Here is a 24,185-nt window from a genome sequence, read left to right as displayed (position 1 = left end):
CGCTCGGTGGTGGTCGTCGGAGGCATCATCTCAGCGGTGCTCGTGCTGATCGTCGTCGCGGCGACGTGGATCTACCCCCGTTACGACGCTCCGCCGGGCATCGACATCACCCTGCGGACCTCCTATGTGGGCCCAGGGGTGACCGAGGGCAGCAAGGTCATCCTGAGCGGTTCGGAGGTCGGTGAGGTGACCGACCTCAGCAGCGCCGCTCCGGGTGACATCACCATCGCGATGCGGCTGCGACCGGAGCTGATCGAGGGCGTCACGTCGACCTTCGACGTCGACTTCCGGCCGCGGAACTACTTCGGTACCACCGGGATCAACATCGTCGCTCAGCCGGGTGGCGAACCGCTCACCGGCGGTGAGACCTTCGAACGGACACCGAAGGGCGACTTCACCATGTCGACGATGATCGAGCGCGGCTCGCTGGTCGTCGACGGGACCCTGACGACCGACATCGTGCGCTCGCTGGAGAAGACGGTCCGTTATACCGACGGGCTCGCACCGCTCATCGACACCGGCATCACCGTGGCCGATCGGGTCGCGGCCACGCAGCGGCATCTCCCGCACGAGCTCATGGAGAAATTCGACGACATCCTCGCCGAGGCTCCCGAGTTCAGCCGTGAACTCATCGACATGCTCTTCGCGATCTATGAGAACGACTCGTTCAATCCGGTCGGTGCCGACGGCGTGCGCCGCGCGGACACCGAGGTACTCGACAGCCTCGGTGACGGCCTCGAACTGGCGTCCTCGCAGCTGTTCGGGCTCGCGGGCACCCTGCTTGCCTCGCATCCGAAAGAACTGACACCCCTGACCCAGGTGGTGACGCAGGTATCCGATCTGATCCCGCATTTCGTCGGCGGCGGTATGTCCCCGAAAGGCCTGATGCAGTTGATCGACAAGTACAACAGTGCATTCGCGATGAAGGGCGGTCGTCCGACCCTCGATGTCGCGCTGGTGGTCAACACGTTTCCGGCGCTCGCCGCGCCGCTGTCGCACGTCGCGACCGGGCCGCAGGGAGGTGCGCGGTGAGCACGACGACTGCCACCGTCGCGAAGCTCGCTGTGGCGGTCACGGTGTGCGCCGTGCTCTTCGCGATCGTGATCAGTGCGATGAAGTCACCGGTCGATCAACCGACGAGGACCTACCGGGCCGAGTTCTCCGACATCTCCGGACTGCGGATCAACGGCGACGTGCGCACCAAGGGGGTGCGGATCGGGAAGATCACCGACACGCGCATCGTCCGCGTCGACGGGCGCAGCGTGGCCGAGGTCGACTTCACCCTCGACGAGTCGTATCGGCTGACGGAGAACTCGCGTCTGACCGTGAAGTACCAGAATCTCACGGGCGCAAGATATGTCGACGTCGCCTTCGGGCCGGCCGGACGGCCGGTGGACACGGTCCCGCTCAGCCACACGACGGGCTCCTTCGACATCACCGAATTGTTCAACGGCCTGCAGCCGGTACTCGCGACGATGCGCACCGACGAGGTCAACGAGTTCACCGACAATGCGCTGGCCATCCTGCAGGGAGACGGCAGCGGACTGGCGCCGATGCTCGACAACGTGGCGAAACTGTCCCGGTTCGCGACGGACCGTGAACGGTTGATCTCCACGCTCACCGCCAACCTGGCCCGGATCGCCGACACCATGGGAGGCCGGACCCCGGAGGTCATGGAGTTCCTTCACTCGGTCAAGATCCCGGTCGCCAAGGGAATGACCGTTCTGGAGGAGTTCTACAAGACGGATCGCTACGGACCCGCCTTCACCGAGCCGATCGACCGGATGATGGGCAACATCGGACTGCGGCCCGGGCTCGACGTCGACAAGCTGCTCACCGATGCGTTCAGCTCGATTCCGCAAGCCGCCGAGGCGCTCCGGATGATCCCGGTGGCGGTTGCCGGTCTCCAGGTCCCGGCCGGCATCGATCACTCCGGACGCAGTTGTGCGAACGGGCTCGCGGACCTGCCGTCCGATGTCGAGCTGCTGCTCGACGGAAGTGAGGTCGTCGTATGCGCGGCACGATGACACCGGCCATGCTGGGACGTTTGACCAAGAGGGTCGGGCGCGAGGTCATGATCGGGGCGGCGCTGCTGGTCGCGGTGATCGTCATCGCCGCCGTGATCGTCGTCGTCTACGTCAATCCCCCGGGGAAGAAACAGTTCACCTTCCTCACCGATGACGTGTCGTCGGTGGCGGTCGGGCAGGACGTGCGCGTCGCCGGGCTCAACGTCGGCAAGGTGACCGGACTCGAACTAGGCGCCAACGAGGTCCGGGTCACCGCCGAGGTGGATGAGGAGATCTTCATCGGGGATCGCTCCCGGGTCGAGGTCCGGATGCTGACACCGGTCGGCGGCTACGCCGCGACGCTCATTCCGCTGGGGGATGTTCCACTGGGGGACACCTGGATTCAGTCCAGTGCGGTCAGCGTTCCCTACAGCATCGGGGACGTGATCCAAGAGGTGCCGACGGTCACCGACAACGTCGACGCCGCTGACATCGACGGCAATCTCGGTCAGGTCGCCGATGCCCTGGGCGGGCAGTCGCCGTCCTTGCGGGACATGGTCGACGGAATGCGGAGCGTCACCGGTGTCATCGCCCGCCAGCGATCACAGGTCGACGCGATCGCAGCGCTGAGCACCGAGTACCTCGAGGCGTTCGAGGCCAACCGGGCATTCATCTTCGATCTGCTGCGACAGACCGACATCGTGCTCTCGACCTACAACAACACTCACGTGGGGTTCAACGAGGCGTATGCGCGGCTCGGACGGATTCTGATGTCGATCCAACCGCTAGAGGCCTACTACCTGGATCACAGCGATCAGGTCGTCGCGGCGATCAATCAGTTCCGGCAGATCGCCGAGACCGCGCAGAACACGATGGGGCCGGCCATCGACAAGCTGACCGCGCTGCGAGACCAGCTGGCGGGCTGGCTCGGTCCCGAGGGGATCAAGGAACTCAAAGGCGGAACCGTGCTCGCCTCCGATATCTGTATCCCGGTCGCCGGGAGGAAGTGCTGATGATGCGACGTCCGAACCTGGGAATCATCGGGGTCGTGGCAGTTCTCGCGCTGTCCGGCTGTGCCGGCACCGCGCTGGCCGCCGATGAACTCCCGCCCACCACCGGGGAGTTCTGCGCCGAGATGCCGGATGCCACCGGTCTGTACGCCGACAATCCGGTCACACAGATGGGATACCGCATCGGCCGGGTCGCCGCGGTGCAGCCACGAGGAGACCGCGTCCTGGTCACCTTCGAGATCGACACGCCCCGTGCGATTCCCGCCGATGTGAAGGGGGTGATCCGGTCCAAGTCGTTGCTCGCCGACCGCAGTCTGGAGCTCGTGGGGAACTATGCCTCGGGTCCTCGGCTCACCGGCGACCGATGCATCGCCCTCACCAACAGTTACACGCCCAAGACGATCTCGGAGATCTCCGCTTCGGCAGCGGATTTCGTCGACGACCTGGCCCCCGCAGGCGAGGGCCAGAATGTCCGGGGAGCCGTGACCGGACTCGCCGACGCGCTCCGCGGGGTGGGGCCGCACGCCCGCGACGTCATGACGAATGCAGCGGATGCGGCGCAGAACCCGGACAAGGTGATCGCCGACATCGGCAGTGTCATCTCCGACATGGCACCGCTGAGCGAGGATGCGCTGAAGAACTGGGGTGCGATCGAGTCCATCCTCACCCAGGCGCCGAACATCCTCGAGGTCGGCACCGAACTCTGGACCGGTGCGACGGAACTGACCAAGGGGGTCGCCTGGACGGTGGCGACCCTGTACGACATCGAGCGGAACTACGGTGGCGACATCTGGCCGGTCGTGCACGGTCCGGTGACGCAGGCGATCTCGCTGGCGGCCGCTCGCGCGCCGGACATCTCGTCGCTGGTGTCGACCATCCCCGCGGTTGCGCAGGCGGTGCGTCAGCAGACTCAGGGCGAGGGGCGCGGATTCTCGGTCCGGTACACACCGCCCACGGTTCGCGTGTCCGACCTCTCGCCGCAATTGTGCGCTCAGGCCAACAGGCTGCGACCCAACACCTGTACGAGACGTGGTGCGGTCAGTGAGTTCCGGGGTGACGCATTGTTGGAGATGGTCCTGCTGGGGGGTCGGTCATGAGACGGAAATGGTTCTCCCGCCTGGGTCGGCGGACGATCCGCCGGGGCGTGCCGGTGGCGATTCCGGCGATGGTCATGTCGATCGTGCTCGCGGGGTGCGCGATCGGTCCCGATGACCTGCCGTCGGTACGTCCCGGAACGGGCGACGGCTACGAGGTGTCGGTCCGATTCGCCAGTGTCCTGTCGCTGCCGAACGGTGCCGACGTCGTCGCCGATGGGCAGCGTATCGGCGAGGTGACCGGGCTCGAGTTGACCTACGACTACGTGGAGGTCGCGGCGCGAATCCGCAAGGGCACGCGCATTCCCGCCGACACCGATGCCGTCATCCGGCAGAACACCCTTCTCGGTGACACCTACATCGCCTTCGTCCCGCCTGCGGGCGACGGAGAAGACGGTTCGACAGGTGCCCGGGGGTATCTCGAGCCGGGGTCGGTCATCGGCGTGGAACGCACGGTGTCGCCACCCCCGCTCGAGGACACGCTGGCGGTGCTGGCCAACTTCGTCAACGGCGGCACCATCGCCCAGATCCAGGACGCGATGGCGCGTATCAACAACGTGATGCCCAAGCGCCAGGATCTGCGCCGGCTCGCGACGGTCACGTCGGTGGATCTGAGAGACCTGGGACGCAACACCGGTGAAATCGATCGTTTCCTGACCGGCATGAACGATTCGGCCGCGGCGATCGGTGAGCGCCATGACGAGCTGACCAAGATCTTCGGCGCCGAGGCGGCGACCTACTGGCGGCGTGATGCCGACAGCTTCCTGGTTCACATCGCCTATCTGCTGCCCTCGATCGGCAGCATCTTCGAGGGCGGGATCTGGCTGGTGCCGATGCTCAATTCTCTCGCGGCCACGTCCGACGACGTGCGCGGGATCGTGGACGATGGACCGCGATTGGCGATCAAGACCTCGGACTTCCTCCGTAATGTGTTGCTTCCGTTCGCATCCAACCCATCGGTCGATGTGACCTCGGTGACGGCACGAGGTGGCGGTGAACAGCTGATCGGCGATGTGGAGAACCTCTTGCGGATGCTGGGAGCGGTGCGATGAAGAAGTCGACGCTGTCGATTGCCGGGATGCTCGTGATCGGTGTTCTGGCCTTCGTCTACATGGGGACCCTCGGGCTCCCGGTCAGCCGGGAGAGCGACGACCGGAGGGTCACCATGGAGGTCTCGGACGGCAACGGTCTCGTCCCCGGAGCACGAGTGCTGTTGCGCGGCGTCGAGATCGGCACCGTGGCATCGGTCCGTCCGTCTGCGCGTGGGGTCACGATCGGCATGAAATACCGTCCGGAGTATCAGATCCCCACCGAGAGCACGTTCCGGATCGAGACCCTGTCGGCGCTCGGTGAGCCCTACGTGGCGGTCACGCCGGCGGTGGCGACCGGCCCGTACATCGCCGAGGATGCGGTGATCGGCCGGTCGCAGGTCGATGATCCGTCCACGTTCAAGGATCTGTCCGAGCGCGTCACCCGACTGCTGGAACAGGTCGACCCCAAGAGCGTGGGAAAGATCTTCGAGACCCTCGACGTGGCGTTGCCCGGCCCGTGCACGGATGGCGGGGTGTGCACCGATGACGAACAGTACGTGCTGGGCAGTATCAACCGCGCCGGTGAGCGTCTGGCCTCGACGATCGGTGGTCAGGCCGACAATCTCACCACGCTGCTCAGCGCCCTGCAGCCGCTGCTCATGAGGAGCGGAGAGATCCCGGCCGCGTTCCGCGGGGCTGCCCCGGTCGCCGAGGGGTTCGGCCGGAATCTCGGTGTCCTCCAGGACGCGCTGAAGTTCGCGGTGTTCCGCGGCGGGCCGCTGGCCACCGGAATCGAGGATGGTGCCGGACCGTTCCTGATGGAACTCCAGAAGTTCCTGGACAACACCGCCGCAGATCTCAAGGTGATCGGCGACAACCTCCTGCCGACGGTCAGCGCCGGCGCCGGCGCGTTGCGCACGGTCGACCCGAGCGCGGTGCTCGGCCGTGCGCTGGGCGCGGTCCGGAACGGGTCGCTCCACGTCGAAGCGGGGGTGCCCGGGTCCTGATACACGACCTGCCGGAAGAACGCGGCAGATGACAGCAGCCAGCCACACGAACGGATGAGAAACGGTGCGGACCATGGAAAACGACCCAGAACGCAGGGACGACACGAAGGACGACGACGGGACGGCGAGCGCGACGACATCGGGTATCGCAGTGCTGGAGAAAGGCGCGGAACCGGCGACCGCTGCCGGCGGTGCGCGCGGCACCGGTACGGAAGTGCCGGGCCACGCCGCGGGGGACCGAGCTCGTGGGCATCAGGTGTCCCTGCGGTCGGTGATCGTCGGCGGCGTGATCCTCGCCCTGGTCGCGGCTCTGGGCCTCGTCAGCTGGCAGTTGCACTCGCGCAGTGAGGAATTGACCGCGACGCAGGCGGCTGCGACGGCGGAATCGCAGGCCGAGAAGGTTGCTCTGGACTATGCGAAGGGTGCCGCCGCGATCGACTTCAAGGACCTGCCAGCCTGGCGATCCCGACTGACCGAGGGGACCTCGGAGGAGATGGCCGCCCGATTGACCCAGGCGGCCACGTCGATGGAGCAGATCGTCACACCGTTGCAGTGGACGTCGACGGCGGAGCCGATAGCCGCGGTCACCACGTCGGTCGACGGCGACGTGTACTCCGTGGACTGTTTCGTCGGCGTCACCACGAAGAACACCCAGGCCCCCGACGGTATCCAGTCGACTGCGACATACAAGCTGCGACTGGACAAGTCGAAGGACTGGAAGATCGTCGACATCTCCGGAGTCAATGCCGAACTACCGACCGGCGGCCGATGAATCGGTGACGGAATGATCTGGGACCGGTGTGATCGGCGTCGATGACAGCGGACGGCGGCGTGGTGCATCATCGGATCCATGAGTAGCCAACGTCGTCAATCCATGAGCCCCACCACTCGGCGACGTTCGTCGGACCTGCAGGCCCTGATCGTGGTCGCGGCCGAGGAGGAGTTCAGCCACCTCGGCTACAAGGGTGCGACGATGGCGGCCATCGCCAATCGTGCCGGCGTCACCAGGTCGGTCCTCACTCGGCATTTCGCCACCAAGGCCGATCTTTTCGCCGAGGTGATGACCAAGCCGCTGCTCCAGTTCGCCGACAGTTGGACCAGCCGCTGGGCCGATCGTCTCGCCGAGGAGCCACCGGAGCTGGAGCTCGTCTACGAGTTCATCTCCGACCTGTTCGAGAACAGCCGCAACCACACCGCCGTGCTCCGGCTGCTGATGTTCTCCGGAGAACAGCTCGAACCCGAAGTGCGCCAACAGGTTAGGGAGTCCATCGATGAGGGGATGAGCTCGGTGCTGGAGATCGCGGTGCGCACCATCGCCGCGCACGGGTACCCAGCGGAGCATGCCGACATCACGGTTCGAGCGCTCATCAGCATGGTGATGGGCTACGTCAGCATGGACTCTTCGGTGCTGGGATCGGTTGACGATGACGACGAAGTTGTTGTGCGACATATGTCTGCGCTGATCCTGCACGGAATCTCGCTCGGCGCGGAGGCCGACGGGGGCCCAGGCGAATAAGGTACAACGTTGTCCCTTGACGGGTTGAGGTGGTGGTTGCCACACTAGGTGTGTCGTTGTAGCCCAAAAGATTTAGGAATCCCCCTCATGGCCAATGTCACATCAGACTGGGATCCGCTGTCCGAGGCGAACCTTGCAGACCCTGTCGCGGTCCAGAAGAATATGCGCGGCAAGTGCCCGGTTGCCTGGACCGAGCAGTTCGGCGGCGCGTGGGCGGTCTTCAAACACGCCGACATCGAACAGGTTGCCGGCGATCCGGAAACCTTCAGTGCAGCAGAGGTGTTCGTCGTTCCGGACATGACCGGGGGAGTCTTTCCATGGCTTCCGGTCCAGTCCGATCCGCCCCAGCATGCCGACTACCGTGCCCTGGTCGCTCCCTTCTTCCGTGGATCCCGAATCGCCGCGTTCGAGCCCGAGCTGGTCCGCATCGCGCATGAGTGCATCGACAGTTTCATCGACGACGGTCATGCCGACGTGGCATCCCAGTTGAACTACCGGGTGTCCTCGAGCGCGTTGGCGATGCTCATGGGCGTTCCGCAGGAAGACGGTCTGCGATTCAAGAGCTGGCACGAGGGGATGGTGTCGGCCAATGCCTCCGGTGACCAGGAAGCGCTCGGCGTGACCTTCATGGATCTCATGGGTTACGTCCAGGCGTGGATGGAGAAGACCAAGGCCGAGCCCGGCGGCGACGATCTGATGTCGGCGCTGATGGAGGCCGACATCGACGGACGGCCGCTGACCAATGAGGAGATCTTCGGCACCTTCATACTGCTGATCGTCGGCGGGTTCGAGACCACCGCCGACGTCACGAGCGCCACGCTGGCGCATCTGGCCGAGGATCACGAGCTACGAGAGCAGTTGCGCGCCAATCCCAAACTGATCACCAAGGCGGTCGGCGAGTTCGCGCGTGTCTTCGCCCCCACGCAGGCCACCGCGCGTACGGCGACTCGGGACGTGGAGATCGGCGGTCGGACGATCTGCGCCGGCGAGCGCGTACTGCAGATGTGGGCGTCGGGAAGCCGGGACGAGGACATCTTCGCCGACGCCGATTCCGTCGACATCGATCGGCCGGGCAAGACCCAGCTGACCAGCTTCGGTTCCGGAAATCACCGGTGCCTCGGGGAAGGTCTGGCGCGCATCGAGATACGTGCGATCCTCAGTACCTGGCTGGAGCGCATCGACACCTTCAAGGTCGACGGGAACCCGGAGCGCGGCACCTGGCCCACCCAGGGGTGGCATTCGATGCCGATGAGCTTCACCGCACGCAGCTGATCCACGGGTTGGCCGCAGACTCCGCTGATCGGTGCGCCATGAACGTCAGTGCGTCAGGAACACCTTCACGACGACGATGGCGGTTGCCAGCACGGTGACCGCGGTCGCCCCGATCAGCGTTGCGCGGTTGGGTCTTTCATTGTTCAGGCGGTCGATGACGAAGACCGTTCCGCCGATGCGCAGCAGGATCACGATCTCGGCGGCCAGCTGTGCGGTGCGCGGTTCGATCCAGCCGATCCACGCCATCGCCAGGATGAGGCAGGGCACCGACGCCGAGGAGAGGATCGGTACCGAATCCCGAAGGTGGTGCAGGACCGTCGTCTTCGTGGGGTGGACGGCGCCGTCGTGCACCCGTCGCGCCACCGCCTCGGCGAAGACATGTGCGATGAAGGTCGACGCGGCTGTGCCGAGCACGATCAGGATGCCGACGAAATCGTCGGTGAGGTGCAGCGGGATCAGCGCCGCCAGGATCAGGATGTTGCCGTAGATGTACGCGCTGATGCGGGGCGCGGCGTGTTCGCGGTCCAGTGGACGGCCGCGGGAGAACAACGGGCCGTGCAGGAGGGACCACGGTCGGACACTCATGGTCAACGAACGTATCAGCGTGTGGGCACGAGCTCACCGACAACATCGGCGACCTTGTCGTCGAGACGGCTGAGGCAGACCGTCGCCGCGACGGTGGCGACCTGATCGGCGTTGGACTTCACCCCGAGTGCCGCCACGGCGGCCGCGCGCCCATCGTCTTCGAGTGCCCGGAAGTCGCGGCAGCTCAGAGCCTTGGCGGTGGAACTCCGGACGGCGCCCGACGGTGCTCCCGAGGTGGCCGCTTCTCTTGTGGGCCGCCCCGTGTCTCCGGTGGTCTGCTCGGTGCCGGCGGTCTGTTTCGAGGTGGTCGCGGACGGTGCGGGTTCGGCGTCGTCGGACGAGCATCCGGCCAGCGACAGGGTCAGGGCGAGGGCGCCGGCGAGCAGGCCGGATCGGACCAAGCGGGTGCAGGACATGAGCATGGAGAACCTCTCTGGGGAAACGAGCGGAAGTGCCGGGACGGGCGAGGGCCGCTAGCGCCTCAGTCCCGACAGCACGCCGGAGATGGCGGACCGGATGTCGTCGAGTTCGATACGCATCAGATCGTCTGCGGACAACGAGGCGAGGTCGCCGGCCGTGCTGAGCCGGAACTCGCGCTCCTCCTCGGCGGCCTCGACGATGTTGCGGATGAATCGGCCGTTACCGGCCAGATCGGTGGCCCGACGCGTGCCGCCATCGTGGTCGCGGACATCGTGGTAGAGCGGCGCGCACGCCTGCTCCAGTTCGGCGACCGCCTCCGGGGTGAGGACCGAATCGCGTTTGCGCGCGATGAACTCGCCGATCTGCGCGAGCTCTCGCGGGGTGTACGAGTCGAATCGGACCCGACGTGCGAAACGCGACGCGAGGCCGTCGTTGGCAGCGAGAAACCGGTCGATCTCCGAGTCGTAGCCGGCGATGATCACGACCAGACGATCCCGGTCGTCCTCCATCCGCGCCAGCAGCGTGTCCACGGCCTCGCGACCGAACGCGTCGCCACCCGACAAACCCTTCTGGATCAGGGTGTACGCCTCGTCGATGAACAGGACGCCGTCCATGGCCGAGTCGATAAGCGCCGACGTCTTGATGGCGGTGGAGCCGAGGTGTTCGCCGACCAGGTCGCGCCGGGTCGCCTCGACCACCTTGTCGGATTTGATGAAGCCGAGCCCGCAGTAGATCTTGGCGACGATCCGGGCGACGGTCGTCTTGCCGGTACCGGGCGGCCCGGTGAAGGCGAGGTGCAGGCTGCGCGCCGAGGTCGAGAGTCCGCGGTCGGCGCGGACCCTGGCGAGGGTGGCCGCCGACTGCAGCTTGGCGACCTGCTGTTTGACCGACTCGAGTCCGATCTGTTGTTCCAGTTCGCGCTGGGCGTCGGTCACCAGCTCGTTCTCGACGCCGTCGGCTCCGCCCGGCGACACCGTGGTCTGATTGCGGTCCGGCACCGAGGCGGGGTCCCAGCGGTCGGTGCGTGCGGCGATCTCCTCGGGCGTGGTGCGGAGGACGCGGATCGTCGGGGACCGCATGGCCTGCGCCGCCGCGGTGTGCGCCGGATTGCGCGCGTAGACCTGCTCGAGCATGGCCTTGGCCTTCTCCTCGTGACCCTGCTCGCGAAGCGCCAGGCCGTAGGCGTACATCGCGCTGACCGAACAGCCCGCGACCGGACCGTCGATGGCGTTCTGCAGGCGACGCATGCCCTCGCCGAGCATCCCCAGGTGCACGCACGCTGATCCGGCCATGAAGTCGGCCACAGACTGCATGACCGTGTCGCCCCACCGGTCCGAGCGGGTGAGGGCGGTCAGCACATCGGGCCATCGTTGTGTTCGGTAGTGGAGGTGAGCGCGGACGAACTCCACGATCGGCAACCGATGGGCGGGCGGGATCTCGTCGAGCGCCTCCTCGGCGCCCGAGTAGTCGGCACCGCGGATCAGACTGGACGCAAATGCGGCAGTGGCGTCGACGGCGGTGATCGCGGGATAGTCGATGTGCAGCCCGGTGTCCCAGCGACCTGCGATGGTGCCCGGGGGAAGGCCGAGCCGACGCTGTTCGGCGCCGATCGTCGCTCGTGCCCGATACAGTCCCAGCAGGACCTCGTCGCTCCTGTCCCCGCAGGCGAGGCGGCCGATCCAGGCGTCACCGAGCGAGGGATCCCACTCGGTGGCGCGGGTGAACGCCTTCGCGGCCTGTGCAGGGTTGTTGATCGGCTCCTGACCGTCGACGGGGATGTTCAAGGACAGGACGCCCAGCTCGAAGAGTGCCCTCGCCTTGCGGACATCGGCCATCTCGTCCCCCTGTGTCAACGTCGTGCCCCGCGCGTCGCCGGCGTGCCTGCACCCCCGTGCACGTCCCGCGGCCCTGCACGGCTCGAGTGAACAGACTATCCCGAGACCGGGCCGGTCCCGGCTACAGATCTCCCAGGGGAGGAGGGCGCACCGAACGCCTGAGGTCCGCCCCGTCGCCTCCGACGGCCCGGGCCCGCCTAGACTTGTCTGCGTGAGTGCCCAGGTGGATACCGTCTCAGCCGCTTCCTCGACCCCGGATCATCCGCAACCGTTCCGCGAACTCGGTCTCAAGGACGACGAGTACGCGCGAATCCGCGAGATCCTGGGCCGTCGGCCCACCGACGCCGAGCTCGCCATGTACTCGGTGATGTGGTCCGAGCACTGCAGCTACAAGTCGTCGAAGGTCCATCTCCGCTACTTCGGAGAGACCACCACCGAGGAGATGCGGGCCAACATGCTCGCCGGTATCGGTGAGAACGCCGGCGTGGTCGACATCGGCGACGGGTGGGCGGTGACCTTCAAGGTCGAGTCGCACAACCACCCCAGCTACGTCGAGCCCTATCAGGGCGCGGCGACCGGTGTGGGCGGCATCGTCCGCGACATCATGGCGATGGGCGCGCGGCCGATCGCGGTCATGGATCAGCTGCGCTTCGGCCCGGCCGACGCTCCCGACACCCGACGCGTCGTCGACGGCGTGGTGCGCGGCGTGGGCGGCTACGGCAACTCGCTCGGACTGCCCAACATCGGCGGCGAAACCGTCTTCGACGCCAGCTACGCGGGCAACCCGTTGGTCAACGCCCTGTGCGCGGGCGTGCTGCGAACCGAGGACCTGCACCTGGCGTTCGCCTCGGGCACCGGCAACAAGATCATCCTGTTCGGTGCGCGCACCGGACTCGACGGCATCGGCGGCGTGTCCGTGCTCGCGTCGGAGACCTTCGACGATGCCGAGGGTGGCGGTCCGAGCCGTAAGAAGCTGCCGAGCGTTCAGGTGGGCGATCCGTTCACCGAGAAGGTGCTCATCGAGTGCTGCCTCGAGCTCTACCACGCCGGACTCGTGGTGGGCATCCAGGATCTCGGCGGCGCGGGATTGTCCTGCGCCACCAGCGAACTCGCCGCAGCGGGGGACGGCGGCATGCACATCGAGCTGGAGCAGGTGCCGGTGCGTGCCGAGGGCATGACCCCGGCCGAGGTGCTCTCCAGTGAGTCGCAGGAACGCATGTGCGCCGTCGTCGCCCCGGAGAACGTCGACGCCTTCCTCGCCGTGTGCAAGAAGTGGGACGTGCTGGCCACCGTGATCGGTGAGGTCACCGACGGTGACCATCTGGTCATCACCTGGCACGGCGAGACCGTGGTGGACGTACCGCCGCGCACCGTCGCCCACGAGGGCCCGGTCTACGAGCGCCCGGTGGCACGTCCGGACTGGCAGGACACCGTGATCGCGTCGACCACAGAGCCGCTGCAGCGTCCGGACACGCCGGATCAGCTGCGCGAGACGCTGCTGAAGATGCTCGCCAGCCCGGCGCTGTGCAGCCGCAAATTCATCACCGACCAGTACGACCGCTATGTCCGCGGCAACACCGTCCTGGCCGAGAACGCCGACTCCGGCATGATCCGCATCGACGAGAAGACCGGACGCGGAATCGCTCTGGCGACCGACGCGTCGGGTCGCTACACCTTCCTCGACCCGTATCGAGGTGCGCAGCTCGCGCTGGCCGAGGCCTACCGCAACGTCGCCGTCTCGGGCGCGACCCCCAAGGCGGTAACCAACTGCCTCAACTTCGGTTCGCCCGAGGACCCGGCGGTGATGTGGCAGTTCCAGCAGGCGGTCCGTGGACTCGCTGACGGCTGCGCACAGCTGGGCATCCCGGTCACCGGCGGCAACGTGAGCTTCTACAACCAGACCGGCGCGACGGCGATCCTCCCGACGCCGGTGATCGGTGTCCTCGGTGTGATCGACGACGTCCATCGCCGCATCCCGGCGGGCTTCGGCACCGAACCGGGGGAGACGCTGATCCTGCTCGGCGAGACGCGCGACGAGTTCGACGGCTCCATCTGGGCGCAGGTCGCCTACGACCACCTCGGAGGCGTGCCCCCGCAGGTCGACCTCGAACGCGAACGTCTGCTGTCGGAGATCCTGACCGCGGCGTCGCGCGACGGATTGATCTCGGCCGCACATGATCTCAGCGAGGGCGGCCTCATCCAGACCGTCGTCGAGGCGGCCCTCGCCGGCGAGACCGGTTGCCGAATCCTGCTGCCCGAGGATGCCGACCCCTTCGTCTGGCTGTTCTCCGAATCCGCCGGACGCGTGCTGGTCGCGGTACCGCGTACCGAGGAGTCGCGCTTCGCCGCGATGCTCGACGCCCGCGGTATGCCGTGGACGCGCATCGGCGTGGTCGATCAGGGCAGCGACGAGGTCGAGGTCCAGGACTACTTCTCGGTGCCGCTGACCGAGCTGCGCGAGGTGCGCGAGGCGACGTTGCCTCGCCTCTTCGGCGACACCGCGTAGGAGCCCGATCGTTGTCACACGCAACGTTCTCGCCTGCGGGAACGTTGCGTGTACATCGTTGGAAGCAATCTGATTTCCGGAACCGCCCAACAGGCTGAGGGTCGGTTACGCTCCTGGGGTTCTCAGAGAGAGTCGAAAGGGCGCAGATGAGCTATCCCTATGATCCGAACCAGCCGCCGAACTACGGCCAGGGTGGTTACGGACAGCCGTACGGCGCATACGTGGGTGGCCCGCCGCCCGGACCCGAGCCGGACAACAACCTCGTGTGGGCGATCCTGACCACGGTCCTGTGCTGCCTGCCGTTGGGCATCGTGGCGATCGTCAAGTCCACCTCGGTCAGCAAACTGTGGGCTGCAGGAGATTTCGCAGGTGCCCAGAAAGCCGCCGATGATGCCAAGAAGTGGGCGATGTGGGGTGCGATCGCCGGTGTCGTCGGTTCGATCCTGATCGTCGTGGCCTATGTCCTCTTCTTTGTCGTCCTCTTCGGCACAGCAGCGACCACGTCCACGTACTGAGCGGTTCGAGAGGGCAGTTCTCTCACGGGTGTCGGCCCTCTCGAATCATCGGGTCCTCGGTCCGGCGACAGTTGTCGCCGCGACCGGGATCTGCTGTGGCGCAGTACTGTTGGGCGACCCCACCACACCCGGCGGGGTACTGCCGATGTGTCCGACGAAGCTGATGTTCAACGTGACCTGTCCGGGTTGCGGCTCGCAGCGTGCGCTCTACTCGCTCCTGCACGGCGACCTGTCCGCGGCCCTGCACTACAACGCGGCCGGGGTGGCCGCGATCGGATTGCTGCTCTTCGCCTTTGGTGCGTATTGTCTGCGGCTCTGGACCGGACGAAGGATTCGCAGCTGGCAGAACATGCGCTATTCCGCCGTCGTCGTGCTCGTCGTGGTGCTCATCTGGTTCGTCGTCCGGAACATTCCGGTGGAACCATTCTGGTCCCTACACGTCTGACCGGCCGGCTGATCCGGTGCGTCGGAGCCAGCGGATCAGCCGCGACCCGGTGCCCGCCGGGGTGGCGTCGAGATCGAGTGCGGCGAGGCCCTCCGGGTCGTCGGTGGTGATCTGGTCGACCCGTAGCTCCAAGAGCCGCTTGATCTCCGGGACGGCTCGCGGTCCGATGCGGGTGACGGTGTAGCCGTCGACGAGCCGGTCGTGTCGATGGAATGCGCCGACGAGGTCGTGGCCGCGCCGGTCCGCGGCGAGGATCAGTCGGTTCTCGAGGTAGATCATCTCGGCGTCCGGTGATGCGGACAGGGCGCGCGCGACGAAGCCGTCGAATTCCCCGGACCGGATCGCGGCGTCGGCGGCACCGTGGTGGCAGGGGTCGTAGCCGACGCGGATTCCGGGGGCGGCCGACGTCAGGCGGGCCACGGCGGCCGCATCGCCGCACGACAGGATGAAGTGCGACGCCAACGGTTCGACGCTCTGCGCGAAGGTGTCCACCGCCCGTCGATCGAGCGCGGCGTCGTCTTCTTTGAAGTCGAGCTGGAGGATCGACGTCGGTGCGATGTCGACCGTCGAGAGCAGTTCGGTCAGGTCCTCGAGCAGCAGGACCGGCTCCCGGAGCGCCTTTCCCTGGTTGTCGCGCAAGGACAGTCCGCGAAGGTAGGCGGCGGGCAGTGCCGAGATGACCCCGGTGCCGGTGGTGGCGTGGTCGACGACGCGGTCGTGGAGGATCGCGAAGCCCCGGTCGGCGTGGATGACCAGGTCCACCTCGATGCTCGCGCCGTGCCGCATGCCCTCGACGATGCGGGTGGCGGTGAAGGCCGGATCGTCGGCGCGCCGACGCCCACGGTGCCACTTGAGCATGGTCCGGTGCCCGTCGAAGTCGATGTACAGGGGTGCCGAGGAGGGATCGGAAGCCGGTGTGCTGATCTGGGACATCGTCTTCCGAGCCTAGTCTCGGTAGGGTCTGGCAGGTGGCGGCGTTCTCCATGCCCCGGTGGGTCGGTGTTGTGACGGCGACCGAGTCGACCGGATTCCTCATCCCGGTGGCCGGGTTCGCGATCTCCGGCACCGCCGGGCTCTCGCCCGGATGGGCCTGGTTGCTCATGGTCGTCTGTGGGGCCGGCGAGGGCGCGCTTCTCGGATTCGGTCAGGCGGTCGCCCTTCGCGGTACGTCGTGGCAGGTCCCGCCGGCGCGATGGGTCCCGGCGACCGCGGTCGGCGCGATGCTCGCGTGGTCGTTGGGGATGGCGCCGTCGAGTCTCGTCGATCTGGGAGTGGACATCGACTTCGGGAATCCCCTCACCTGGTTCCTGTTCGGTGCCGGCGCCGCGGTACTGCTGACCAGCATCCCCTCGGCGCAGTACGTCGTCCTGCGGAACCGGCTTCCCGGCGCATGGACGTGGGTACCGGTGAATGCGGCCGCCTGGACGGTGGGGCTGGTCTTCACCTTCCTGCCCGGCCCGTTCATCGACGAGTCCACCCCCGCCGTGGTGATGGCGGCCGCCTTCGTCCTGGCCGGCGTCTGCATGGCCGCGACCGTCGCGGTGGTCACCGGCCTCTGGTGGCGATCACGACCCGTTCTCACCGAACGCACCTTGCGGACTTGAAACGTGTTCTAGTTTGAGGGCATGGCTCTGCGCGTGGTCGAGTGGTCGACCGGAACCGTCGGAAGACATGCGATCGCCGGGATCGACGCCCATCCCGACCTCGAACTGGTCGGGGTGTGGGTCTCGAATCCGGAGAAGGTCGGAAAGGACGCCGGCGAACTGGCGGACCTCGGACGCGACCTCGGCGTCGCCGCGACCGACGACCGGGACGCGCTGATCGCCCTGAGGCCCGACTGCATCGTGCACACCGCGATGACCGACGACCGCGTGATGGAGTCGATCGAGGACCTGATCTTCTTCGTGGAGAGCGGGATCAACGTGGTGTCGAGCGGTCCGGTGGTGCTGCAGTTCCCACAGGGCATCCTGCCGGACGGGTTGCTGGAGCGGATCGCCGCGGCCGGCGCGTCCGGCGGTGCCAGTCTTCACGTCAACGGTATCGATCCCGGTTTCGCCAATGATGTGCTGCCGCTGTCGATGACGAGCCTCTCGCAGCGCATCGACGAGGTGCGGTGCCAGGAGATCGCCGACTACTCGACGTACTACCAGCCGGTCGTCATGCGGGACCTCTTCGGATTCGGGCAGCCCATGGACACCACGCCGCTGTTGCTGTCACCCGGAATCCTGTCGATGGGATGGGGCAGTGTGGTGCGGCAGATCGCCGCCGGACTCGACCTCACCCTCGACGAGCCGCTCGTCGAACGGGTCGAGCGGGTCGAGGCGGACCGCGACTACTCGACGGTGTCGGTGGAGATTCCGAAGGGCACGATGGCGGCGTTGCGGTTCGAGGTCGCCGGGCAGGTCAATGGCGTGGATCGTGTTGTGCTGGAGCACTACACGCGCACACATGCGGACCAGTGCCCCGATTGGCCGACCCCGCACGAGGGCGACGGCTGCTACCGGATCGCCATCTCCGGCGAACCGGAGATGACCGTCGAGTTCGGTCATCACGGTGAGAACGGCGACCACAACGTGTCGGGGATGATCGTCACGGCCATGCGGCTGGTGAATTCGGTTGCCGCCGTGGTCGATGCGAAACCGGGGTTGGTGACCGCGCTGGATCTGCCGCTCATCACCGGACGGGGTCTGGTCGCCGAATAGGTTGCGCTGTCACACCTCCCACGTGTGAACGGGTTCGCCCTCGTGCATGAGCGTCACATAGTCGGACAGCATGCCGGTCAGTGCCTCCGCCCGGCTCTCGCCGGCTTTCTCCCGGGCGGCGACGGCCTCGCGCTGCCACACCGACCCGGTCCGGCGGGTGACACACCGTCCCTCGATCACCGACAGGTACCTCTTGCGCGCCTTGTCGGAGACGCCGTACGCGCGGAGGCCCTTCTCGGCGAGGGTCAGCAGGCGACGGAGCACGAGTTCGTCCGGGCGCACCCAGCCCACATCGGGCCAATAGAGTTGCGCCTCCATCCCGAAACGGGCGCCGGACTGCAGGTTCTCCGCGGCCGCGTTGAACGACATCTGTGACCACAGGGGACGGTCGGACTCCACGAGCCCCCGCACGACCCCGTAGTAGAAGGCGGCGTTGGCCATGGTGTCGACGACCGTGGGCCCGGCGGGCAGCACCCGGTTCTCGACGCGCAGATGCGCCTGCCCCTCGTGGATGTCGTACACCGGCCGGTTCCAGCGGTACACGGTGCCGTTGTGCAGCCGCAGCTCGTCGAGAGTGGGGATGCGACCCGCGTCGAGCTCGGCGAGCGGGTCGACGTCGGTCGAGACGGGCAGCAGTGCGGGGAAGTACCGGGTGTTCTCCTCGAAGAGATCGAAGATGGTGTTGATCCAGCGTTCGCCGAACCACACGCGTGGCCGGACCCCCTGGTTCTTCAGCTCCAGCGGCCGGGTGTCGGTGGCCTGTTCGAAGACCGGGATGCGGCTCTCGTGCCACAGTGCGGTCTCGGCGAGAAAAGGGGAGTTGCCGGCCAGCGCAACCTGCACCCCGGCGATCGCCTGGGCGGCGTTCCAGTGTGCGGCGAAATCCTCCGGGGCCACCCGCAGATGCAGCTGCAGTGAGGTGCACGCGGCCTCGGGCAGGATCGAATCGGTGGAGGTGTGCAGACGCTCGGTGTGATGGCCGTCGCCCAGCGGTACGCCGCTGATGTCGATCTCGATGTCCTCGCCGCGGGCGTTGAATATCTGCTCGTTGAGCAGGTCGTAGCGCGGGTTGGCCGAGATCCAGTGGTGGGCGAAGTGTTCGGACTTCAGGGTCGGGAGCATCCCGATCATGACGAGGTGGTTGTTCGTGCGGGCGGCGCGTTCCTCCGCGCGGTTGAGCGACGTCCGCAACGCCTGCTCCAGCGAGATCGTGTCATCGATGGTGAAAGGTCGGGGCGAGACGTTGATCTCGATGTTGAACTGTCCGAGTTCGGTCTGATAGTCGGGGTCGGCGATCGCCTCGAGGACGGTGGCGTTCGCCATGGCCGGACGCATCTGCTCGTCGATGAGATTGAGTTCGACCTCCATGCCGAGCAGCGGCTTCGGTGGGCGCCCCTGGTCGGTGAACAACCCCTCGGCCAGCATCCGCGCGATCGCGTCGGTCCCCCGACTGACCTGACGGCGGAACCTCACGCGATCCTCGCCGGTGAACTCCTGTTTGGTCACTTCCGCGCCCATGCGTCACATACTGCCCCAATCCGGGCGTCGTGAACCTTGTTGCAAGATGACTGGCGTGCCCCCGCGTAAGAGATCCGACCCGGCCGAGGTCCGTGCCGCAGTTCTCGCGGTGGCGGACTGGCTCGCCGACGAGGCGTCACCCGCACCGCCGCGGCCCGCCCTCGCCGCTGCCGTCCGCCTCACCGCCCGCACGCTCGAACATCTCGCCCCGGGTAACTCGGTCGAGGTCCGGGTCCCGCCGTTCGTGGCGGTGCAGTGCATCGAGGGACCGCGGCACACGAGAGGGACGCCACCCAACGTCGTGGAGACCTCGCCGCGCACCTGGCTGCTGCTGGTGACCGGGCTGCTGACCTACGACGCGGCGCTGGCCGCCGGTCGGGTCGACGCCTCGGGACACCGCGCCGAGCTGATAGCCGAGCTGTTACCCCTGATCCCGCTCGGACCCGGTGGCCGGCGAGAGGACTGATCGGGCGAGTGTGATCGGTCACTCCCGGACCCCGACGTGGAATTACGCCCGTTCCCACACCGCTGCAAGATTCGCCCTGCGAGGCAACCGGCACGTAAACTCCGAGTTGTCTCCCAGCCCATTGACGTGTAGTCCGATTCGCAGCCCAGGGGAGCTAGTCGATGACTGATCATCCGATCGCCAACGTGAACCTGCTCGCTCCCACCCCGGCGGGCGGATGCGCTGCGTCTGGTGCTTGCGCGCCCAGCCCGGCTCCGTCGGACCAACCCGAGAACGAGCCACGCGAGGAATGTGGCGTCTTCGGTGTCTGGGCGCCCGGCGAGGATGTCGCCAAACTCACCTACTACGGCCTCTACGCGCTGCAGCATCGCGGACAGGAAGCCGCGGGTATCGCGGTCGGCGACGGCAGCCAGGTCGTCGTCTTCAAAGACCTGGGGCTCGTCAGCCAGGTGTTCGACGAACAGACACTCGGTGCGATGAGCGGCCACGTCGCCATCGGACACTGTCGGTACTCCACCACGGGCTCGACCACCTGGGAGAACTCGCAGCCGATCTTCCGCACCACCGATGCCGGGACCGGCGTCGCGCTGGGGCACAACGGCAACCTCGTCAACACCGCCGACCTGGCCGCCCGCGCCCGGGAGAAGGGCATCAAGAGCTCTGCGGCGACATCGGACTCCGATGTCGTGGGCGCCCTCCTGGCGCACGGTGCCGCCGACAGCTCGATCGAGCAGGCCGCGATGGAACTGCTGCCCACCCTCAAGGGCGCGTTCTGCCTGACCTTCATGGACGAGCACACCCTCTACGCGGCGCGTGACCCGCACGGCGTGCGGCCGCTCTCGCTGGGCCGCCTCGACCGGGGCTGGGTGGTCGCCTCGGAGACCGCCGCCCTCGACATCGTCGGCGCCTCGTTCGTCCGCGACATCGAGCCCGGTGAGCTGCTGGCCATCGACGCCGACGGTGTCCGGACCAAGCGGTTCGCCGAGCCGACACCCCGCGGCTGCGTCTTCGAGTACGTCTACCTGGCCCGCCCGGATTCGAACATCCACGGGCGTTCGGTGCACTCCACTCGCGTGGAGATCGGCCGCCGGCTGGCGAAGGAACATCCCGCCGAGGGCGACCTGGTGATCCCGGTGCCGGAGTCGGGTGTGCCCGCGGCTGTCGGCTTCGCCCAGGGCTCCGGCATCCCCTACGGGCAGGGCCTGATGAAGAACGCCTACGTGGGCCGCACCTTCATCCAGCCGTCGCAGACCATCCGTCAGCTCGGCATCCGCCTCAAGCTCAATCCGCTGCGTGAGGTCATCCGCGGCAAACGCCTCGTCGTCGTCGACGACTCGATCGTGCGCGGCAACACCCAGCGCGCCCTCATCCGGATGCTGCGCGAAGCAGGTGCCGCCGAGGTGCACGTGCGGATCGCCTCCAGCCCGGTGCGCTGGCCGTGCTTCTACGGCATCGACTTCGCCTCCCCGGCCGAACTCATCGCCAACGGCATGGAGTCCGAGGAGGGCATGGTCGAGGGAGTGCGCCAGGCCATCGGCGCCGACTCGCTCGGCTACATCAGCATCGACGAGATGATCGGCGCGACCGAGCAGCCCGCCTCGGCGCTCTGCGCGGCCTGCTTCGACGGCAACTACCCGATCGAACTGCCCGAGGAGACCTCCATGGGCAAGGCGGTCCTCGAGCAGATGCTTGCCTCCGCTGCCCACGACGGAACGGTCGACCCGTTGACCAAGCCCAACGACAACGTCAGCGCAGTGATGCGTCCCTGAATTCGGGGGCCGGGCACTCCGGTACCGTGTGATCGTCGGCGAACACGCCGAGAACGACTTTTGACCAAGGGGTGCTTGCGGAGATGACGGAGCGGGATGCGGCTGCCGACGAGAAGACCGGCGGTACTCCGCAGGCCTCGTACGCGGCGGCCGGAGTCGACATCGACGCCGGTGAGCGGGCTGTTGAGCTCATCACTCCGCATGCCAAGCGGGCTTCGCGCCCCGAGGTCCTCGGCGGGCTCGGCGGATTCTCCGGCCTGTTCGCGCTGAAGGGCAACTATCGCGAACCGGTCCTCGCCGCCGCCAGCGACGGGGTGGGCACCAAACTCGCGGTCGCGCAGGCCATCGACAAGCACGACACCGTCGGACGTGACCTCGTCGCCATGTGTGTCGACGACCTCGTCGTCTGCGGCGCCGAACCGCTGTTCCTCCAGGACTACATCGCCGTGGGCAAAGTCCTCCCGGAGACCGTCGCGGAGATCGTCGCCGGCATCGCCGACGGCTGCGTGGAGGCGGGATGCGCGCTGCTCGGCGGCGAGACCGCCGAGCATCCCGGGCTCATGCAGGACAACCACTACGACCTCTCGGCCACCGCGGTCGGTGTCGTGGAAGCCGACAAGGTCCTCACGCCGGACAGCGTCCGGGCCGGCGACGTCGTCATCGCCATGGGGTCGTCGGGCCTGCATTCCAACGGATACTCCCTCGCCCGCAAGGTGTTGCTCGAGTGGGGTCACATGGATCTGTTCGGCCACGTCGAGGAATTCGGTCGCTCGCTCGGCGAGGAACTGCTCGAGCCGACCCGGATCTACGCCCGCGACTGCCTGGCGCTGATCGCCGAGGCCGACGTGCGCACCTTCGCGCACATCACCGGCGGTGGACTCGCGGAGAATCTGGCGCGCGTCATCCCTCAGGGTCTCGTGGCCGAGCTGGAGCGCAACACGTGGACCCCTGCCCCGATCTTCGCTCTCATCGCGCAACGCGGACGCGTCGAGCAGCTCGAGATGGAGCGCACCTTCAACATGGGTGTCGGCATGGTCGCGGTCGTCGCCCCGGAGGACACCGATCGCGCTCAGGCGGTTCTGACGGCGCGGCACGTGGACAACTGGGTGCTGGGCACGATCAAGCGTTCCAGCGAACCCAAGAACACCGAGGCCGGCGCGCGCGTCTCCCTGGTCGGCGAGCACCCGCGCTTCTGAGAGTCGCGGACTCCCAACATCTCTCGCACGACAACGCCAAAGCGGCGGGACCTTCCGGGTCCCGCCGCTTCTGGTTTGTCGTGGTGTGTCGGCGCGTCATCACCCCCACGCCGAGGGCAGCACACAGCAACGATGCGCATCGTCGGTTGTCACCGCGGCGAGCACCGCTGTCTGGCTCCAGAACGACCCCGCACGCACCAGACGGCCGCAGTTCACATGCGGCCGTCTGATACGTACGAAATCATCAACCCGCGTTACCGCGGGTCCGCTGAGCGGAGAGGTCGTGCGTGGGGTGGGGTCGGGTGCCGCTGATGAGGACGGCATCCACGAGTGGCGCGCCTCAGGCGCGTCGCCACTCGTCCTCGTCCACCCACTCATCCACCGGATCCGGACGATCTACCGAGCTGGTCTGCCCGGACAGCTCGCGCTGCAGGCTTTCGAGATCGGTGTTCGGAGTGGAGTACTTCAGCTGACGAGCAACCTTCGTCTGCTTTGCCTTTGCCCGGCCGCGGCCCATTCGGGACCCCCTCGCAAAATGACGGGGCGGCCAACGATTTGGCGGCCCCGTTCTCTTGAAGAAATTCTGTCGTGCTGACCAGTCTAGCGCGCCTCTAGGATTTGTGTGCCTCGCCCTGCCTCGCCACGCCGCGGCGTCTGTCCGTCCTGGTCACGACGCGTAGTGCCTCACGTCGCACCTTGGCCGGCAGATCGTCGTGCTCGAGGAGCCCGCGGATCGCCTCGGGATCGCCGTCGGCGAGGAGATGCCGGACACGCACGCCGTGGTCCGGACGGTGGATGACGGTCACCGAATCGCCGGCAGCCACCGTTCCCGGCTGTAGAACCCGCAGGTAGGCGCCGAAATCGGCCTGTTCCATGAACCGCTTGACCCACCCGGGCTCGCCCGCCCACACCGCGAAGGTGCGGCACGGGACGCGCGGAATGGTGGTCTCGAGGACGAGACCGTCCTCACCCACCTGCCACCGCTCGCCGACGAAGGCGTCGGTGACGTCGATCCCATCGATGCGGAGGTTCTCGCCGAACCAGCCGTAAGCAAGGTCACGTCCGAGTTCGCCGGCCCAGCGTCGTGCGTCGCGTTCGGCGTATGCGTAGACCGCCTGGTCGACGCCACCGTGGTACTTGCGGTTGCGCTGGTGGTCGGCGGCGAGCCCCAACTCGTGCACTTCGGCGCGGCCGGTCAGCGGACGCTTGTCGATGGCGGACGGGCCGATGCCGTCGAGGACGACGTCCTGGCCGGCCGCGCAGACGGCCAGAACGGTACCGGTGCCCACGCG

General features: G+C 67.1%; 25 protein-coding genes. 17 read left to right on the top strand and 8 right to left on the bottom strand.

Going from position 1 to position 24,185, the window contains the following annotated elements; genetic code table 11:
- Positions 1-6: 6 nt before the first annotated feature.
- From BPODLACK_RS00345 to BPODLACK_RS00310, 8 genes are all read left to right on the top strand, one after another.
- On the top strand, positions 7-1,032 hold the full coding sequence (locus BPODLACK_RS00345; RefSeq protein ID WP_024500106.1) for a hypothetical protein: 1,026 nt from the start codon (positions 7-9) through the stop codon (positions 1,030-1,032).
- The gene (locus BPODLACK_RS00340; RefSeq protein WP_024500105.1) at positions 1,029-2,027 is read left to right on the top strand and encodes an MlaD family protein; all 999 of its coding nucleotides are present in this window, start codon (positions 1,029-1,031) and stop codon (positions 2,025-2,027) included. Before BPODLACK_RS00345 ends, BPODLACK_RS00340 begins: the two co-directional genes overlap by 4 nt.
- Positions 2,012-3,019, top strand: a complete 1,008-nt coding sequence (locus tag BPODLACK_RS00335; protein WP_024500104.1) for an MlaD family protein — start codon at positions 2,012-2,014, stop codon at positions 3,017-3,019. The genes BPODLACK_RS00340 and BPODLACK_RS00335 overlap by 16 nt, the downstream gene beginning before the upstream one ends.
- The gene (locus BPODLACK_RS00330) at positions 3,019-4,113 is read left to right on the top strand and encodes an MlaD family protein (RefSeq protein WP_024500103.1); all 1,095 of its coding nucleotides are present in this window, start codon (positions 3,019-3,021) and stop codon (positions 4,111-4,113) included. The genes BPODLACK_RS00335 and BPODLACK_RS00330 overlap by 1 nt, the downstream gene beginning before the upstream one ends.
- A complete protein-coding gene (locus BPODLACK_RS00325; protein ID WP_081712479.1) occupies positions 4,110-5,162 on the top strand; it encodes an MlaD family protein in 1,053 nt (350 codons plus the stop codon). The genes BPODLACK_RS00330 and BPODLACK_RS00325 overlap by 4 nt, the downstream gene beginning before the upstream one ends.
- The gene (locus tag BPODLACK_RS00320) at positions 5,159-6,148 is read left to right on the top strand and encodes an MlaD family protein (protein ID WP_024500101.1); all 990 of its coding nucleotides are present in this window, start codon (positions 5,159-5,161) and stop codon (positions 6,146-6,148) included. The genes BPODLACK_RS00325 and BPODLACK_RS00320 overlap by 4 nt, the downstream gene beginning before the upstream one ends.
- A gap of 73 nt (positions 6,149-6,221) precedes the next feature.
- Positions 6,222-6,920, top strand: coding sequence for a hypothetical protein (locus BPODLACK_RS00315; protein ID WP_024500100.1), 699 nt, complete (start codon positions 6,222-6,224; stop codon positions 6,918-6,920).
- Between the two features lie 102 nt (positions 6,921-7,022).
- Complete coding sequence (locus BPODLACK_RS00310; protein WP_024500099.1) at positions 7,023-7,664, top strand: TetR/AcrR family transcriptional regulator; 642 nt, start codon at positions 7,023-7,025, stop codon at positions 7,662-7,664.
- A 102-nt stretch (positions 7,665-7,766) separates the two neighbouring features.
- On the opposite strand, the gene BPODLACK_RS00305 is transcribed toward BPODLACK_RS00310, so the two are convergent.
- Positions 7,767-8,132 (bottom strand): hypothetical protein, encoded by a 366-nt coding sequence (locus BPODLACK_RS00305; protein ID WP_159404467.1) that lies wholly within the window; start codon positions 8,130-8,132, stop codon positions 7,767-7,769.
- A gap of 6 nt (positions 8,133-8,138) precedes the next feature.
- On the opposite strand from BPODLACK_RS00305, the gene BPODLACK_RS00300 reads away from it, so the two are divergent.
- Positions 8,139-8,936, top strand: a complete 798-nt coding sequence (locus BPODLACK_RS00300) for a cytochrome P450 (protein WP_159404466.1) — start codon at positions 8,139-8,141, stop codon at positions 8,934-8,936.
- Positions 8,937-8,981: 45 nt separating this feature from the next.
- Here the strand turns inward: BPODLACK_RS00300 and BPODLACK_RS00295 are convergent, their stop codons facing one another.
- The 3 genes from BPODLACK_RS00295 to eccA are packed head-to-tail and all read right to left on the bottom strand — an operon-like array spanning position 8,982 to position 11,776.
- Complete coding sequence (locus BPODLACK_RS00295) at positions 8,982-9,521, bottom strand: hypothetical protein (protein ID WP_024500097.1); 540 nt, start codon at positions 9,519-9,521, stop codon at positions 8,982-8,984.
- 14 nt (positions 9,522-9,535) lie between these two features.
- Positions 9,536-9,937, bottom strand: coding sequence for a hypothetical protein (locus BPODLACK_RS00290; protein WP_236577578.1), 402 nt, complete (start codon positions 9,935-9,937; stop codon positions 9,536-9,538).
- A gap of 57 nt (positions 9,938-9,994) precedes the next feature.
- Positions 9,995-11,776 (bottom strand): type VII secretion AAA-ATPase EccA, encoded by a 1,782-nt coding sequence (gene eccA, locus BPODLACK_RS00285; protein WP_024500095.1) that lies wholly within the window; start codon positions 11,774-11,776, stop codon positions 9,995-9,997.
- A gap of 211 nt (positions 11,777-11,987) precedes the next feature.
- On the opposite strand from eccA, the gene purL reads away from it, so the two are divergent.
- From purL to BPODLACK_RS00270, 3 genes are all read left to right on the top strand, one after another.
- Complete coding sequence (gene purL / locus BPODLACK_RS00280) at positions 11,988-14,282, top strand: phosphoribosylformylglycinamidine synthase subunit PurL (RefSeq protein WP_024500094.1); 2,295 nt, start codon at positions 11,988-11,990, stop codon at positions 14,280-14,282.
- A 146-nt stretch (positions 14,283-14,428) separates the two neighbouring features.
- Positions 14,429-14,797, top strand: coding sequence for a CD225/dispanin family protein (locus BPODLACK_RS00275; protein ID WP_006435705.1), 369 nt, complete (start codon positions 14,429-14,431; stop codon positions 14,795-14,797).
- Between the two features lie 28 nt (positions 14,798-14,825).
- The gene (locus BPODLACK_RS00270) at positions 14,826-15,242 is read left to right on the top strand and encodes a DUF2752 domain-containing protein (RefSeq protein ID WP_024500093.1); all 417 of its coding nucleotides are present in this window, start codon (positions 14,826-14,828) and stop codon (positions 15,240-15,242) included.
- Here BPODLACK_RS00270 and BPODLACK_RS00265 read toward each other — a convergent pair.
- A complete protein-coding gene (locus BPODLACK_RS00265; protein ID WP_024500092.1) occupies positions 15,231-16,175 on the bottom strand; it encodes a glycerophosphodiester phosphodiesterase in 945 nt (314 codons plus the stop codon). The two genes, BPODLACK_RS00270 and BPODLACK_RS00265, sit on opposite strands and share 12 nt — an antisense overlap.
- Before the next feature lie 35 nt (positions 16,176-16,210).
- Between BPODLACK_RS00265 and BPODLACK_RS00260 the strand changes: the two genes are divergently transcribed.
- Positions 16,211-16,846: a hypothetical protein gene (locus tag BPODLACK_RS00260; RefSeq protein WP_024500091.1), complete on the top strand. Its 636-nt coding sequence runs from the start codon at positions 16,211-16,213 to the stop codon at positions 16,844-16,846.
- 21 nt (positions 16,847-16,867) lie between these two features.
- The gene (locus tag BPODLACK_RS00255) at positions 16,868-17,944 is read left to right on the top strand and encodes an NAD(P)H-dependent amine dehydrogenase family protein (RefSeq protein ID WP_159404465.1); all 1,077 of its coding nucleotides are present in this window, start codon (positions 16,868-16,870) and stop codon (positions 17,942-17,944) included.
- Positions 17,945-17,953: 9 nt separating this feature from the next.
- On the opposite strand, the gene BPODLACK_RS00250 is transcribed toward BPODLACK_RS00255, so the two are convergent.
- Entirely contained in the window at positions 17,954-19,462 is a 1,509-nt protein-coding gene (locus tag BPODLACK_RS00250; protein WP_024500089.1) for a glutamate--cysteine ligase, read from the bottom strand.
- A 46-nt stretch (positions 19,463-19,508) separates the two neighbouring features.
- Here BPODLACK_RS00250 and BPODLACK_RS00245 point away from each other — a divergent pair, with 46 nt between their 5' ends.
- From BPODLACK_RS00245 to purM, 3 genes are all read left to right on the top strand, one after another.
- Positions 19,509-19,928: a sterol carrier family protein gene (locus BPODLACK_RS00245; protein ID WP_096273136.1), complete on the top strand. Its 420-nt coding sequence runs from the start codon at positions 19,509-19,511 to the stop codon at positions 19,926-19,928.
- A gap of 161 nt (positions 19,929-20,089) precedes the next feature.
- Positions 20,090-21,697, top strand: a complete 1,608-nt coding sequence (purF, locus tag BPODLACK_RS00240) for an amidophosphoribosyltransferase (protein ID WP_159404464.1) — start codon at positions 20,090-20,092, stop codon at positions 21,695-21,697.
- A gap of 83 nt (positions 21,698-21,780) precedes the next feature.
- Entirely contained in the window at positions 21,781-22,893 is a 1,113-nt protein-coding gene (gene purM, locus BPODLACK_RS00235; RefSeq protein WP_159404463.1) for a phosphoribosylformylglycinamidine cyclo-ligase, read from the top strand.
- Between the two features lie 340 nt (positions 22,894-23,233).
- Here purM and BPODLACK_RS00230 read toward each other — a convergent pair whose 3' ends face one another.
- The gene (locus BPODLACK_RS00230; protein WP_006435696.1) at positions 23,234-23,410 is read right to left on the bottom strand and encodes a DUF3073 domain-containing protein; all 177 of its coding nucleotides are present in this window, start codon (positions 23,408-23,410) and stop codon (positions 23,234-23,236) included.
- 94 nt (positions 23,411-23,504) lie between these two features.
- On the bottom strand, positions 23,505-24,182 hold the full coding sequence (locus BPODLACK_RS00225; protein WP_159404462.1) for an MOSC domain-containing protein: 678 nt from the start codon (positions 24,180-24,182) through the stop codon (positions 23,505-23,507).
- Between the last annotated feature and the right edge of the window lie 3 nt (positions 24,183-24,185).

Origin of the sequence: Gordonia sp. YY1, from assembly GCF_009872315.1 — a bacterium.
In the GTDB taxonomy this organism is placed as follows: Bacteria; Actinomycetota; Actinomycetes; order Mycobacteriales; family Mycobacteriaceae; genus Gordonia; species Gordonia amicalis.
The sequence above is the reverse complement of the archived record's forward strand: the minus strand, read 5'-3'. Positions and strand labels throughout refer to the sequence as shown.